Below are 15,506 nucleotides of genomic sequence, written 5' to 3'. Positions count from 1 at the left end.
ATTCATATCATCTATAGCTTTTCTTGATAAATGCATTTATAAATTCTTATAATTATTAATTTTTATATGAGTCGATTTTAAATCATGCATTAAATTATACAAACCAAAAAATGTTCTATTGATATAAATAAAATGTTTTGAACCTCTGTTACCGTTCATTTTTTTAAGCTCAGTACTTTTTGCATATTTTTGTCCTAAATCGGCTATTTTACCAAAGAAAACACCATCAGAAAAATCAAAAGATTCTTGCTGAAAAGGTGATGTAAATAAATACAACATTTCATAAAACAATTCTTTAAAAAAGACTTTTTCTTCTTCGGAATCATCTTTTCTTAAAATTTCTAATTCATATAATTTACTTTCAAAAAAAGCAGGATTTTCAATATTTTCTCGTTTAGCTAACTCGAAATATGGCGTATAAAAAGCCATTGGCACTTCTTTCATACATCCAAAATCGATAACAATTAAATCGTTTTCTTTGGATACTAAAAAATTACCTGGATGCGGGTCGGCATGAACTTTTTTTATAGTATGCATTTGATACATATAAAAATCCCATAAAGCTTGTCCTAATTTATTTGCCGTTTGTTCATCATATCCTTTTGATGTAAATTGCGACAAATGAATTCCATCCATCCAGTCCATTGTTAAAATTCTATCCGTAGAATATTCTTCATAATATTTCGGGAATTTTAAATTTGGAATATGTGCACAAGCATTCGCTATTTCGTTACTCTGTGCTAATTCCAAAACGTAATTTGTTTCTTCTAATAATTTATTTTCAACTTCTTTAAAATATTCATCAGAACCTTCGCCTCTTATGTTGAACATTTTCATCGCAATCGGTTTTACCAATGCTAAATCCGTAGAAATACTATTAGCAACACCTGGATATTGAATTTTAACAGCCAATACTTTTTCGCCTATCGTAGCTCTGTGAACCTGCCCGATACTTGCTGCATTTACAGATTCTGCTGTAAACGTATCAAAAACATCTTCAGGTGTTTTGTTGAAATATTTTTTAAAAGTTTTAACGACTAAAGGTCCTGAAAGTGGCGGAACAGAAAATTGTGATAACGAGAATTTTTCAACATAAGCATTTGGCAGTAAATTTTTTTCCATGCTTAGCATTTGGGCTACTTTTAATGCCGAACCTTTTAATTCTTTTAAACCGTCATAAATATCGGTTGCATTGTCTTCATTTAATTGCTCTCTTGCTTCTTCTTCCGATTTTGTGATTTTATTTCCGTAATACTTTGCATAGTTTACACCTAATTTTAGTCCTGTTGTTACTAATTTAGTTGTTCTTTCTATTTTTGATGTCGGTATTTTATCTAATCTTTTCATACTGAAGTTCCTTTTTCTTTCCATAAAAATTTCGCTAAATCAATAACGCTTTTTACGGGAGTTATTTGCTGAATATCAAAAGCAGCTTTGATTGATTTCTCAATAAAAACATCGGTTTTTTCGAAGTTTGAAGATTCATCATCAATCCAAAATTTCAGAATCATTAATAACTGTACCCAATAGGTTTCTGTTATTGTTTTATCTTGAATTTTATTGATTTTTTCATTCTTAAAATCAATTTTTTCTAATTCAATGTTACTAACATACTTTAGAAATTCTGAACGTAATTCTTTTAAAACTGATAGTTTTGAAAAATCTGATTTTATATGCTGAAATTGTAATAAAACATACGACCTGTTTGCTGTTAATAATTCAAAAAAAGTAAAATAAAAACTTAATAATTTATCTTTTGATGTATAATCTTTATACGCTTCTGTTTTATGTAACAAATGAATTGTTTCTTTTGCAAAAACTCCAAATATTGATTTTTCTAAATTTTCAAAACTTGAAAAATATTTGTAAAATTCAGACTCTTCAAACTCATTTTTTTGAGCAAAAGCGTAAATAGAGGCTGGTTTTCCTGAAATTAAAACCGTGTCCATGTACAATTCTATAATTTTATCTTCTGTAATAATTTCTTGATTTCCCATAATTTTAATTATAAAATACGATGTAGGCGTTTAAACTTGTTGCAATAGTCATCCATATTAAATATGGAAGTATAAATAATGTAATCCCTTTTAATTCTTTTAAATTTTTAAAAGTAAAATAACCGATTAACAACCATAATAAAGTAATAATTACTAATCCGATAAGAGTTAAATGTTGATTGAAAAAAAAGTAATTCCAACCTACGTTTAAAATCCACTGAACACTAAAAAGTATTGTCAGTTTTTTATCTAAAAAAGGAAAATTAAAACTCAATTTTGTCATATAAAAAGCAAATAACAACATAATTGTAGTCCAAGCTGTTCCAAAAACCCATCCTGCAGGTGTCCAAGGTGCTTTATTTAATGATAAATACCAATCTGTTTTTGGACCATCTTCCATCAATACAACACCAATTGCTAATGCTAAAAAATTAACTACTAAAAACAGTAAAAATCGTATGTATTTATTTTGTTTCATTTTTAAATTTTATATATTTTTTTAAAGTAATTAAATATCAATTGTACTGAAAACAATAACGTAAAAGCATAAAAAACATCTTCAAAAGGAATTGTAAAAATTCTAAAATTCAAATTTTCTGCATTGTTATACCAAACCACAGGAGCATCAATAAAACTTCCTGTTAAAATTCCGTTTACTACTAAAAAAGGAACTAAAACAACCAAAAAACTCGGATAATATTCCTGTAAAGCTTTTAAGTTATTTTTTAATCCGAAGAACATTAATACTAAAAAAGCACTGAAATTTACAGTTGTGTACCATTTTCCAAAATTGAAAATCAATAGTATAAATGCTATCAAAATCAATAAAAAACTAAATAAAACAGTTATCGATTTAGATAACTTAAATTGAGGATATAAATATTTTAAAACCTCATGCGTAAACAAACAAGCATAAGGAATACAAAAGAAAAATAGCCATTCTTCAATAGGCATTTCAAGTAATTTTATTCCTAAATAATAATCGGAATTAAAACCCCAAATGCCCATTTTTGTAAAAAACACATCCCAAATGACAAAAGGAAAAGCTACTAACAAAATACTGATTAGAGCAATTTTAAGGTACTGTATAAAATGAAATTTCTTCTCAAAAATACTATAACCTAAAGGAATACTTAAACTTCCTAAATTTAATATCAGATACAAGTACTCACTCATTATTTCAATTGTTTTAATTATTTTTATTGTCTTTTCTTGAAATATTTAAACGGAACAAACAGCATTCCGAAACACTCACCATCTGGTTTTCCTAAATGTTTGTGATGTATTTTATGTGCCTTTCGTAATCCTTTTAAATATTGATTATTCGTGTTTTTAAACCAATTGAAGCGTCTGTGAATTAAAACATCGTGAATTAAAAAATAGGCTAATCCGTAGCATAAAATTCCTAATCCTATAAAGAATAAATAATTTAATTCTGGATGAAATCCGAAGTAAAAAAGCAACATACTCGGTATAGCAAAAACCACAAAAAAAGCATCATTTTTTTCAAATACGTGCGGGTAACCAGGTTGATGATGGTCTTCATGTAAATACCATCCAAAACCGTGCATTATATATTTATGGGTACACCAAGTAACAGCTTCCATAGTTACAAAAGTGAGTAATGTTATAAGTATAAATAGCATTTTTAAATAAGATTTAGTTTGTATTTTACGTAACTTCTTGCTAATAAATTAATTTTCATAACATCAGAAACTCGAATTCTTGTATCCATAATTTTTGATGATGGCGTTGCTTTTAACTTTTTTAATAATTTTTTATAATATCGATATGCCATATAAACGCCAAATTTAGCTTCTACAGGTAATTTTAATATTCCATTTTGATAAGCATACTCAAAATCAGCTTCAATATCTTTAATAATAATTTCTTTAGATGTTTGATTTAATTCTTTAAGATTGATATTCGGAAAATAAGAACGATTCAAAAGTTCAAAATCATCTTTTAAATCTCTTAAAAAATTAACCTTTTGAAAAGCTGACCCTAAACGCATTGCGGGTTCTTTTAATTGATGATATTTCTGTTCATCTCCATTTACAAAAACTCGTAAACACATTAAGCCTACCACATCGGCAGAGCCATAAATATATTGTTTATACTGCTGTTCTGTTGTATATTCAGTTTGATGTAAATCGGCTTTCATGCTTTTTAAAAAAGCTTGAATTAAATCATCAGTAATTTTATATTTTTCAACAGTTTGTACAAATGAATTTAAAATAGGGTTTAAACTAATACCTGCTTTTTTTGACAAATAATACTCATTTTCAAACCTGATTAATAAATCTTCTTTATTATATTGATGAAAAGAATCTACAATTTCATCTGCAAAACGGACAAAACCATAAATATTATAAATTTCGGCACGTATGCTAGGTGATAACATTCTAGTGGCTAAAGAAAAAGAAGTGCTGTATTTTTGAGTAACTAACTTACTACAATCGTAAGAAACCTCATCAAATAATTGTTTCATTTTTAATGGTGTTTTAAAATTAAATCTGAAGCTATTTTACCCGAAATTAATGACGGTGGTACCCCCGGTCCTGGAACCGTTAATTGTCCTGTAAAAAATAAATTCTTTACTTTTTTACTTTTTATTTTTGGTCTTAAAAAAGCTGTTTGTGTTAAAATATTTGCTAATCCGTAGGCATTACCTTTATACGAGTTGTAATCTTTCACAAAATCCTTTACACAAAAACTTTCTTTAAATATAACACTTTCTTTTACAGATTGCTGTGTTAATTTCTCTAATCTACTAATAATTAAATTAAAATACTTTTCTCTAAGCTCTGGAGTATCTTCAATACCGGGTGCTATGGGAATTAAAAAAGTAGCAGCTTCTTTATTAATTGGCGCAAAAGAACCTTCTGTTATTGAAGGGAAACTTGCGTAAAACATCGGGTCTTTTGGCCAACTTGGGGTATCGTAAATAGTTTTTGCATGCGTATCAAAATCGGTATCAAAAAATAAGGTATGATGACACACATTTTTTAATTTTTTATCAAAACCAACATAAAATAATAATGATGAAGGTGCAAAAACTTTTTTATCCCAATATTTTTCAGAATACTGTCTGTATTTTTGAGGTAATAATGTTTCTGTGTGATGATAATCAGCACCGCTTAAAATAATATCCGAAGTAATAAAATCACCATTCACAACTAAACCAGTAGCTTCACCTAATTGATTAAGTTTAATTTCTTCAACATTTGCTTCAGTTTTAAAAGTTACTCCTAAATCTTTAGCCAACGTTATCATTGCTTCAATAACTTTATACATTCCTCCTTTCGGATGCCAAGTTCCTAAAACAAAATCGGCATAATTCATAAAATTATAAAAAGCGGGAGTATTACTTGGTTTTGCACCTAAAAATAAAACAGGAAATTCTAAAATTTGAATTAACTTTTTACTTTTTATTTTTCTGCGGACTTCTTTTCTTATTGATGAAAAAAACTGTGTTATTTTTCCAATGGTAACAGGCGTTATCAATTCTAAAGGCGAAACCCCTGGGTTATATACTAAATCGTTTATAGAAACATCATAATTATAGGCTGCCGATTTTAAAAACGCTTTTAAATGAACAGAACTACCTTTTTCTTCTGCTTCAAAAATTTCATAAATCTCTTGAACGCTACCTGGTATTGTTATAGAATCTGCGGTATCAAAATAAACTTGATATGCTGGGTCTAACTTTTCTAATTCATAATAATCGGAAGGTTTTTTACCGAAATCTGCAAAAAATTTTTCAAAAACATCGGGCATCCAATACCATGTTGGACCAATATCAAAAGTAAATCCATCTTTTATTAATTGACGAGCTCTACCTCCTACTGTTTCATTTTTTTCTAAAATTACAACATCGTATCCTGCTTTCGCTAAATAACAAGAAGCTGATAATGATGAAAAACCTGACCCTATTATATGTATTGTTTTTTTCAATGGTATGTCTATTTTATAAAAATTAATAATTCTCTTATTTTAAGATACTTAACAGATAAAATAATTGAAGCTGATCAAATCTACAATTTTTGTTTAACAAAAACAAGATATAATTAAACAAAATAAAATACATCAAAAAAATTTACAACACTTTTAAAAGTTCTATAACAGAATTATAAAGAGAAATATTTGCTTCAAAATTAACTTCTTTTACTTTTGATGTTTTATTACCTACAGCAATAAATTGATGTTTTTTACCTTTTAAAGCTATCTCTATTTCTTGAAAGTAATCCATTATTTTATCATCATAAGGCTGAACGGTTAATGATGTAATAAATCGAACTTCGGTATCACTTTCAAAAAAATAATTCAAGTTACTTAAAGGTAAACTCTGTCCTAAATATATGGTTTTATTTCCTCTTAAAACTAGTTCATAATTTAAATACATCAATCCTAATTCATGAACTTCATTTTCGGGTAAAAACAACACATAAATAACATCTGAATCTATTATTGAATATTCCAATTTTTCAGTGCTAATTTGAATTTTTTGAGCTATTAAATTCGATATAAAATGTTCGTGTGCATGTAGCAATGTATCTGTTTGCCACAATAAACCGATATGATTTAAAAAAGGCACAAAAACATCTTTAAAAATTCCTCTAAATGTTTTTTTATTCAATAATTGATTATAAGTATTATTAAATAAAACTTTATCAAACTGAAACATTGCCATTTTTAAAGAGTTTATAGCTTCATCATTTATGGCATTTTTAAAAGCTAATTCTCTTGCTACTAGCAAAATATCTTTATCAGACATTTGTGAAATTTTAGATATTTTGTAATTGTTTTTATTTAACAAAACAACATTTAACAATTTCAATAAATTTTCTGAAGAGTAATATCTAATATTAGTATCTGTTCTTTCTGGCGATAATAAATTATATCGCTTTTCCCAAATACGAATAGTATGTGCTTTAATTCCTGAAATATTTTCAAGGTCTTTTATTGTAAATGATTTTTTAATATTGTTCAATTTATTATCTTTTTTATTAAACAAAGATACATTTTTCATTCAATTTAATAAAAACTCTCACTAATTTGACCATTTTATAGTTATTTTTGAAGCACATTATTTTTATAAAATGAAACTTCAAACACAAATACCTTTAAAAAAACAACCTCATCATTTAATTAACTACAACTCAAAGTTACTTTTATTAGGTTCTTGTTTTTCTGAAAACATCGGAAATAAATTATCATTTTATAAATTTCAATCAGAACAAAATCCTTTCGGAATTTTATTTCATCCAAAAGCTATTGAAAAATTAATTACGGATGCTATTAATCAAAAAAAACACACAGAAGAAGCTGTTTTTTTACACAATGAATCTTGGCATTGTTTTGATGCACATTCTAGTTTAAGTTCTTCGGATAAAAAAGAAGTTTTAAATAATTTAAACACTGCAAATACGGCAACATTTGAGCATTTAAAAAATGTGAGTCATCTAATAATTACACTTGGTACTTCATGGGTTTATCGTAAAATTTCTTCGGATGCTATTGTAGCGAATTGCCATAAAATTCCGCAGAAAAATTTTTTAAAAGAAATTTTAACTATTGATGAAGTTACTGAAAGTTTAGATGCTATTATTGCTTTAACAAAATCTGTTAATCCTGATATTTCAATTATTTTCACAGTTTCGCCAGTGCGTCACATAAAAGATGGTTTTATTGAAAATCAACAAAGTAAAGCGCATTTATTAAGCGCAATTCATCAAATTATTGATGCTAAAAATAACACTTATTATTTTCCTTCTTATGAAATTATGATGGATGAATTACGTGATTATCGTTTTTATGCTGAAGATATGATTCATCCAAATAATACAGCAATCAATTATATTTGGGAAAAATTCATAGAAGTTTGGATTTCTGAAAACACCAAAAAAACGATGAGAGAAGTTGAAATAATTCAAAAAGGATTGGCACATAGTTCTTTTAACCCAACATCGGAAGCGCATCAGAAGTTTTTAAAAAATATAGCACAAAAAAAGGAAACACTTCAAAAAGCATTTCCTTTTATTATATTTTAAAAACAGTACTTATTTTGTTAAATACTGATCTACATTTTGCCAAGGACCTCCGTTAATTACGTCAATTCCTTGTGCTACTAAAAAATCAGTTGCCTGACCACTTCTAGCACCACTTCTACAAACTGCGATTACAGGTTTTTTCCATTCTTTAATTTCTGCAAACCTTGCTGAAATTGTTGTTAAAACAATGTGTTTTGCTCCTTCTGAGTGACCTTCATTCCATTCTTCTAAAGTTCTTACATCTAAAATAATTGCTTGGTTACCTAAATATTCTTGTATTTTTTCGCCCATGTTTTTTTTTCTAAATAAATTAAATAATCCCATTTGTTGTATTATTTCTCAGACAACAAATATAATCCGTTTTCTATTAATGCTTTGTAACCCTTGTTACTTTTTAAACTTTCTAAATATTTTTTTAAGGTGATTTTTATCGAAAAATCATTCTTAAAAGCCAATTCGTATAACTCTAAAACTAATAACCAATCCTTTGGATATTCACTTTTTAGTATCTTTAAAATAGTTTCAATCAGTTTTTCAGTAATAGTATCTTCTTCTCTATATTTTCTAACATCAGCATACATTTGATATAATTTATTATCAGCTTCTGAATATTTAATTTTATGTGTTTTTGTTTCAGATACTTTCCCTATATCATCAAAAGAAACAACATCTGCAGATCCTGAATATGCCGAAACTAATTCTTTTCCTATTGCCATATCGTAAATTCCCCATGATGGTTCAAATAAAATTTGTTCCTTATAAGTAACTGTACAATCTTTTAAAGACACTATTAAAATTTTACCTCTTAAATCGCGTGTTCCTGTAATTATTTTACCAGCAACAACTACACCACTTTCAAATTCTAGATTTATTATTTCGCCTTCATAAATTCCGTAGGCTTTTAAATCACGTGGACTCATATCTTCAATAGGCAAATTAATTCCTTTTAACTTTCCTACAGGACTTCCAAAACCTTCAGCATGATAACTAATTCCGTGACCAATTAATTCTTTATCTCTGTTTGATAAAGCAGTATTTCCTGTTGTTTGTATGTAGGCGATTTTACCTTTTTCATCTTCAATAACATTGGTGAAAATCCCTGATATTTGAATTCCTGTACTTAATTCAACAGTTCCTAAATTTTTAGAATTGATTAACTTTTCAACGCCTTTTAAACCTCCTGTTCTAAGTGCCATTGTATTAGCAAATTCATCTAAAACTAAACTTAAATACGCAAAATTTGGCGTAACAAATAACTGAGGTTGTGGTTTTGTAATATCAAAATTTTGAGTAGCTGCGGCAACTGAATACAGAACTTTTTTAACTTCCGATTTCATACACCATTTACTTTCTCCTATGGATGATAATAAACCTGCGCCGTATATTTTCGGATTTTCAGTAGTTCCGATTAAACCATATTCAACTGTCCACCAATGCAAATTTCTTATTTGTGCCATTTCAGATAATTCGCCCATATTATCCTGTAACAACGTTACCTTTTCTTGTGCTTCATCTATTGATTTTTTAGTCGCATTAGGATCTTCTTTTAAAATTGATAATAATCGAATTGCTTCATACATTTCATAATCTTTTGATGATGAAATTGCTTTTGAACCTATTTCACCAAAACGTCGTAAATATTCTGAATATTCAGGATTTGCAATAATTGGAGCGTGTCCTGCTGCTTCATGAATAATATCTGGTGCTGGTGTATATTCAATATGATTTATAGTACGAATATCCGAAGCTATTACCAATACATTATATGCTTGAAATTCCATAAAAGCATTTGGAGGAATAAATCCATCAACAGAAACTGCCGACCAACCGATTTCTTTTAAAATACGATTCATTCCTTCCATATAAGGAATGTTATTTATTGATATTCCTGTTTTTTCTAATCCTTTTAAATATGATGAATGAGCAACTTTACCTAAATAATCAATATTCATACGCATTACATATCGCCAAACCGCTTGATTTTGGGCGGTATATTCGTTGTATGGTTGTTTTACAATAAATTTATGTAAGTGCTTTGGTAACTTTTTAGTTACTTCATTTAACTCGAAATGAGAATTCATATTATTATATATTTTACGTTGTAAATTTAAGTTTTTTATAGTTGATTAAAATCGATATTTATTAAATTATATATTTTGTATCTTTACTTTAATCAAAAAAATTAAAATAAATTATGAGAAATCGCGGAAGTGCAAAAGTTAAACTATTAATTGGTGCTGCTATTGCACTTTTTGCTTTATTTAAATACTGTTCTAGTGCAGAAATAAATCCTTATACAGGTAAAAAACAACATATTTCTATTTCTCCAAAACAAGAAATTGCTATCGGTTTAAGTAGCGCACCACAAATGGCACAACAACACGGTGGTTTACATCCGAATAATAACGCTCAATTATTAGTAGATAAAATTGGTAAAGAATTAGTAGATAATAGTATTGCTAGAGAATCTGGATATCCTTTTGAATTTCATTTATTAAGAGATGATAGAACTATTAACGCTTTTGCTTTACCTGGCGGACAAGTTTTTATAACGTTTGCATTATTCAATAAATTAAAAAATAAAGACCAATTAGCAGGCGTTTTAGGTCATGAAATTGGACACGTTATCGGGCGACATTCGGCAGCTCGTATGGCAAAACAAGATTTAACTCAAGGTTTACTTTCAGGTGCTTCTGTTGGTTTTGACCCAAGTACTGCGCAGGGAATGGCAGGAATTGCAAATGTTATTAACATGAAATATGGTAGAGGTGACGAATTAGAAAGTGACGAAATTGGCGTTAAATTAATGCTTGATGCTGGTTATAACCCTGAAAGTTTAATCGGTGTAATGCAAATTTTAAAAGCTGCTGCAGGACCTAACAGAACTCCAGAATTTCAAAGTACTCACCCCGACCCTGAAAATAGAATCGAAAAAATTAAAAGTGCTATTCGTAAGTATCGTAAATAAATATTAAAAAATAACTCAAAATGCTTTTAGATGATTTCTGAAAGCATTTTTTTAGTACAAAACCCTAGCCCCGATTGAAGCATTTGTTTGAGCTCTTTTTTTGATTTTTCTTCAAAAAAAAGCGAGTGCGGAAAGCGGGAAATTGCTTCTAAAAAATTTTATAGCAAATAATCCATTTGTTTATTTTTTATAAAACGATAAAATGTTTCTTATTTTTACCGTCCAATTCAATAAAAATGAACAAAAAAGTAATTTTAATGATACTTGATGGCTGGGGAATTACTCAAGACCCTAAAGTATCTGCCATATACAATGCCAAAACTCCATTTATAAATTCGTTATACGATAAATTTCCACACGCAGAATTGCGTACCGATGGAAATCATGTTGGATTACCTGAAGGACAAATGGGAAATTCGGAAGTTGGACACATGAATTTAGGTGCTGGTAGAATTGTATATCAGAATCTTGCAAAAATCAACAAAGCTGTTGATGAAGGTACGTTAGCGCAAGAAACTGAATTATTAAATGCTTTTGATTACGCCAAGAAAAACAATAAAAATGTGCACTTTTTAGGGTTGGTTTCTAATGGAGGAATTCATTCTCATATAAATCATGCAAAAGGATTACTTAGTGCTGCCGCTGATTTTGGTTTATCGGATGTTTTTCTACACGCTTTTACTGATGGTAGAGATTGTGACCCTAAATCAGGGAAATATTTTATCAATGATATTGAAAAGCATATGCAAAAAACAACAGGTAAATTGGCAACAATTACAGGTCGTTACTTTGCTATGGATAGAGATAATCGTTGGGAAAGAGTGCAATTAGCTTACGATGCTTTAGTTAACGGAAAAGGAGAAATTTCTACTGATGCTACCAAAAGTATTCAAGAAAACTATGATGAAAATATTACGGATGAATTTGTAAAACCTATTATTATGGTTGATGAAAAAAATCAACCTAAAACAACGATTAAAGAAGATGATGTTGTTATCTTTTTTAACTTTAGAACAGATAGAGGTCGTGAATTAACCGAAATTCTGAATCAAAAAGATTTTCCTGAACTTAATACCAAAAAATTACCATTATACTTTGTTACCATGACAAATTATGATGAAACTTTTAAAGATATTAAAGTAATTTACAACAGTAATAATATTGAAAATACCTTAGGCGAAGTTTTAGAAAACGCAGGTAAAACTCAAATTAGAATTGCTGAAACGGAGAAATATCCACACGTAACATTTTTCTTTTCTGGAGGAAGAGAACAAGAATTTAAAGGTGAAAAACGTTTATTGTGTCCATCGCCAAAAGTAGCAACATACGATTTACAACCAGAAATGAGTGCTTACGAAATTCGTGATGCAATTGTTCCTGAATTAAAAGAAGGAGCTGTTGATTTTGTATGTTTAAACTTTGCAAATGGCGATATGGTTGGTCATACAGGTGTTTTTGAAGCAGCAGTAAAAGCTTGTGAAACGGTTGATAATTGTGTAAAAGATGTAATTACAACAGCTTTAGAAAACGATTATACAACTATTGTAATTGCCGACCACGGTAATTGTGAAACAATGATGAATCCTGACGGTTCTCCTCATACTGCTCACACCACAAACCCTGTACCAATGGTTTTAGTTGATAAAGAATTAAAAACCATAAAAGATGGTGTTTTAGGCGATATTGCCCCCACTATTTTACACTTAATGAACGTGCCACAACCCAAAGAAATGACACAAGATTCATTGCTATAAACGATTTAAAAGAGCTAAGTATTTATACTTTTAAAATCAAAAAAAAACCATAAATAAGCGTAAATTTGCCGTTCAATATTTTTAAGATGATCAAAAGAAAAACTAGAGAAGAAATAGAAATCATGCGTGAAAGCGCATTAGTCGTATCAAAAACTTTAGGGATGTTAGCTAAAGAAGTAAAACCTGGTGTTTCTACTTTATATTTAGATAAACTTGCCGAAGAATTTATTCGCGAGCAAGGTGCAATTCCTGGTTTTTTAGGATTATATGATTTCCCGAACACCCTTTGTATGAGTCCTAACTCACAAGTTGTACACGGAATCCCTAACAAAACTCCTTTAATTGAAGGTGATATTATTTCGATTGATTGTGGTTCGATTAAAAATGGTTTTTACGGTGATCATGCTTACACATTTGCTGTTGGTGAAATTGCTGCCGAAACTCAAAAACTACTAGACGTAACTAGAGAAAGTTTGTATGTTGGTATTCGTGAATTAAAAGTAGGAAATCGTGTTGGCGATGTTGGTTTTGCTATTCAAAACTTTACTGAAAAACATGGTTACGGAGTAGTTCGTGAATTGGTTGGTCATGGTTTAGGTCGTGTAATGCACGAAGACCCAGAAATGCCAAATTACGGTCAAAGAGGTCGTGGTAAAAAGTTTGTTGAAGGTATGGTTGTTGCCATTGAACCGATGACAAACCTAGGAACTCACAAGATTTTACAACATGATGATGGTTGGACAATTACTACTTTAGATGGTAAACCTTCGGCTCATTTTGAACATGATGTTGCTATTGTTAATGGTAAACCAGAATTACTTTCTACCTTTAAATATGTGCACGAAGCTTTAGGTATTGAAACTAACGAAGAAGACGAATTTAGAGCATAAAAAATATAAATCAGCCTTTAAATAAAGGCTGATTTTTTTAATTTATTACTAGTTGAAAATATTCAAATCCATATTAAACACCATTCCACGACCTTTATTAATTAAAGCTAGTTATTTGGTACGCCCAGTAATTGCGTGGTGGTTAAAAGGTGATGTATTTACCGACCCAATTGATGGAAAATCATTCCGTAAATTTTTGCCTTACGGATATGGAATCCAAAGAGAAAATGCACTTTCGCCTTCTACCCTATCATTAGAAAGACATCGTTTATTATGGTTGTATTTACAAAATGAAACAAATTTTTTATCTTCAAATAATTCTTCGGATAAAAAATTAAAAGTACTTCATATTGCACCTGAACAATGCTTTTTAGATATCTTCAGAAAACAAAAAAACTTAGATTATATTACTTCTGATTTAGAATCGCCAATTGCTGATGTAAAAGCCGATATTTGCGATTTACCTTTTAAAGACAATGAATTTGATGTTGTTTTTTGTAATCATGTTTTAGAACATATTTCTGATGATACAAAAGCAATGCAAGAATTATACAGAGTGCTAAAAGTTGGCGGATTTGGTATTTTTCAGATTCCACAAGATTTATCAAGAGAAAAAACTTTTGAAGATGATTCAATTACCGATGAAAAGGAACGCACAAAAATATTCGGACAATACGACCATGTACGTGTTTACGGTCGTGATTATTTTGATAAACTTCGCTCCATAGGTTTTAAAGTTGATGAAGTTGATTTTACAAAAAAAATCGCACCAGAAAAACTAGCACGATTTGCATTGATGAAAGGCGAAATTTTACCTGTATGTTTTAAGAGTTAATTTTCAAATTCTTTCAATTCATTGTTTTTGTCATTATATAATAGGACAACTTTTAACTCAGGATGTTTTTGTAAAAATGCTTTAGTTTTTTCTAATCCCATAGCTAAAAAAGCTGTTGCATAAGCATCTACATCGGCACAATCGCCTTTTAATCGCACTGAAACACTTAATAAATTACTTTCATTAGCTAAACCTGTTTTAGCATTAATAGTATGTACAATTTTTTTACCATTTTCATTTAGTTTAAATTTTCGATAATTACCAGAAGTAGCCATTGATTCATTATCTAAAGAAATTATTTTTTGAAGTGAGCGTGTTCCATCAATATTTGGTTTTTCTATGGCAACTTTCCATAATTTATCATTCTTTTTTCCTCTTGCTCTAATTTCTCCACCTATTTCAATCAAATAATTATGGATGTTTTTAGTTTCTAAAAACCGACCAATAACATCAACACCGTATCCTTTTGCAAAAGCATTTACGTTAAATTCAATCTGATTTGACTCACGATAAACTTTGTTATTTTTAAGTTTCACTTTATTAAAACCAACACCAACCATCAATTTTTTAATTTCTTCGGATGATAAATTTTTACGCTCCTTACCCGACCCAAATCCGTAAGCATTAATTAATTTACCAATTGTAGGGTCAAAATAGCCATCTGTTTCTTTATATATTTTTTTCGCTTTTGCAAAAACTTCAATAAACATATCATGAACAACTACGGTAGTATCACCTTTATTTATCTTTGAAATATCCGAAGTTGGTAAATACGTAGATAATGAATTATTAACTAAACTAAATAAACTATCTATTGATTTTTGATAATTAGCTTTATTTTCATTTTCAAAATAAGTAATATGATACGTTGTACCAAAAACAAAGCCTTGTAACTTATTTTTTGATGATTCTTTTTTTTGTGTGCAAGAAAGAAAAAGTATAAAAAAAGATACTATGTAAGTTAATTTATGAATCATTTTAAAAATTTATGGCAAAAATAATTTATTAT

Annotated in this window: 16 protein-coding genes; 5 read left to right on the top strand and 11 right to left on the bottom strand. The window is 29.0% G+C overall.

The features are described from left to right. Positions 1-36: 36 nt before the first annotated feature. The 8 genes from ABNT14_RS01660 to ABNT14_RS01625 all read right to left on the bottom strand — a co-directional run bounded on the left by ABNT14_RS01660 (position 37) and on the right by ABNT14_RS01625 (position 7,029). Positions 37-1,347: an ABC1 kinase family protein gene (locus tag ABNT14_RS01660; protein ID WP_101902550.1), complete on the bottom strand. Its 1,311-nt coding sequence runs from the start codon at positions 1,345-1,347 to the stop codon at positions 37-39. Then, positions 1,344-1,997 (bottom strand): TetR family transcriptional regulator C-terminal domain-containing protein, encoded by a 654-nt coding sequence (locus tag ABNT14_RS01655; RefSeq protein ID WP_101902549.1) that lies wholly within the window; start codon positions 1,995-1,997, stop codon positions 1,344-1,346. Before ABNT14_RS01655 ends, ABNT14_RS01660 begins: the two co-directional genes overlap by 4 nt. A gap of 4 nt (positions 1,998-2,001) precedes the next feature. Then, positions 2,002-2,475, bottom strand: a complete 474-nt coding sequence (locus ABNT14_RS01650; protein ID WP_101902548.1) for a TspO/MBR family protein — start codon at positions 2,473-2,475, stop codon at positions 2,002-2,004. A 2-nt stretch (positions 2,476-2,477) separates the two neighbouring features. After that, complete coding sequence (locus ABNT14_RS01645; RefSeq protein WP_101902547.1) at positions 2,478-3,173, bottom strand: lycopene cyclase domain-containing protein; 696 nt, start codon at positions 3,171-3,173, stop codon at positions 2,478-2,480. A gap of 23 nt (positions 3,174-3,196) precedes the next feature. Continuing rightward, positions 3,197-3,643, bottom strand: coding sequence for a sterol desaturase family protein (locus ABNT14_RS01640; protein WP_101902546.1), 447 nt, complete (start codon positions 3,641-3,643; stop codon positions 3,197-3,199). Between the two features lie 2 nt (positions 3,644-3,645). Continuing rightward, positions 3,646-4,488, bottom strand: a complete 843-nt coding sequence (locus ABNT14_RS01635) for a phytoene/squalene synthase family protein (protein ID WP_101902545.1) — start codon at positions 4,486-4,488, stop codon at positions 3,646-3,648. Between the two features lie 2 nt (positions 4,489-4,490). Further along, positions 4,491-5,954, bottom strand: a complete 1,464-nt coding sequence (locus ABNT14_RS01630) for a phytoene desaturase family protein (RefSeq protein WP_101902544.1) — start codon at positions 5,952-5,954, stop codon at positions 4,491-4,493. 142 nt (positions 5,955-6,096) lie between these two features. Then, positions 6,097-7,029, bottom strand: coding sequence for a MerR family transcriptional regulator (locus ABNT14_RS01625; protein WP_101902543.1), 933 nt, complete (start codon positions 7,027-7,029; stop codon positions 6,097-6,099). 70 nt (positions 7,030-7,099) lie between these two features. Here ABNT14_RS01625 and ABNT14_RS01620 point away from each other — a divergent pair, with 70 nt between their 5' ends. Further along, complete coding sequence (locus ABNT14_RS01620; RefSeq protein ID WP_101902542.1) at positions 7,100-8,050, top strand: GSCFA domain-containing protein; 951 nt, start codon at positions 7,100-7,102, stop codon at positions 8,048-8,050. Positions 8,051-8,059: 9 nt separating this feature from the next. On the opposite strand, the gene ABNT14_RS01615 is transcribed toward ABNT14_RS01620, so the two are convergent. Both ABNT14_RS01615 and ABNT14_RS01610 read right to left on the bottom strand, forming a co-directional pair. Next, the gene (locus ABNT14_RS01615) at positions 8,060-8,374 is read right to left on the bottom strand and encodes a rhodanese-like domain-containing protein (RefSeq protein ID WP_232114830.1); all 315 of its coding nucleotides are present in this window, start codon (positions 8,372-8,374) and stop codon (positions 8,060-8,062) included. Positions 8,375-8,382: 8 nt separating this feature from the next. Then, positions 8,383-10,131 carry an aromatic amino acid hydroxylase gene (locus ABNT14_RS01610; protein ID WP_101902541.1) on the bottom strand — a complete coding sequence of 583 codons (1,749 nt, stop codon included), beginning with the start codon at positions 10,129-10,131 and terminating at the stop codon, positions 8,383-8,385. 113 nt (positions 10,132-10,244) lie between these two features. Between ABNT14_RS01610 and ABNT14_RS01605 the strand changes: the two genes are divergently transcribed. From ABNT14_RS01605 to ABNT14_RS01590, 4 genes are all read left to right on the top strand, one after another. Then, positions 10,245-11,018: a M48 family metalloprotease gene (locus ABNT14_RS01605; RefSeq protein WP_101902540.1), complete on the top strand. Its 774-nt coding sequence runs from the start codon at positions 10,245-10,247 to the stop codon at positions 11,016-11,018. A 236-nt stretch (positions 11,019-11,254) separates the two neighbouring features. Continuing rightward, positions 11,255-12,772, top strand: a complete 1,518-nt coding sequence (gpmI, locus tag ABNT14_RS01600) for a 2,3-bisphosphoglycerate-independent phosphoglycerate mutase (RefSeq protein WP_101902539.1) — start codon at positions 11,255-11,257, stop codon at positions 12,770-12,772. 86 nt (positions 12,773-12,858) lie between these two features. After that, positions 12,859-13,662 carry a type I methionyl aminopeptidase gene (gene map, locus ABNT14_RS01595; protein ID WP_101902538.1) on the top strand — a complete coding sequence of 268 codons (804 nt, stop codon included), beginning with the start codon at positions 12,859-12,861 and terminating at the stop codon, positions 13,660-13,662. A gap of 52 nt (positions 13,663-13,714) precedes the next feature. Beyond that, on the top strand, positions 13,715-14,497 hold the full coding sequence (locus ABNT14_RS01590; protein ID WP_101902537.1) for a class I SAM-dependent methyltransferase: 783 nt from the start codon (positions 13,715-13,717) through the stop codon (positions 14,495-14,497). On the opposite strand, the gene ABNT14_RS01585 is transcribed toward ABNT14_RS01590, so the two are convergent. After that, positions 14,494-15,474 carry an FAD:protein FMN transferase gene (locus ABNT14_RS01585; protein ID WP_101902536.1) on the bottom strand — a complete coding sequence of 327 codons (981 nt, stop codon included), beginning with the start codon at positions 15,472-15,474 and terminating at the stop codon, positions 14,494-14,496. The two genes, ABNT14_RS01590 and ABNT14_RS01585, sit on opposite strands and share 4 nt — an antisense overlap. Positions 15,475-15,506: the final 32 nt, after the last annotated feature.

Origin of the sequence: Tenacibaculum dicentrarchi (assembly GCF_964036635.1) — a bacterium.
GTDB classification, from domain to species: Bacteria; Bacteroidota; Bacteroidia; order Flavobacteriales; family Flavobacteriaceae; genus Polaribacter; species Polaribacter dicentrarchi.
This window is presented reverse-complemented; position numbering and strand designations above follow the sequence as displayed.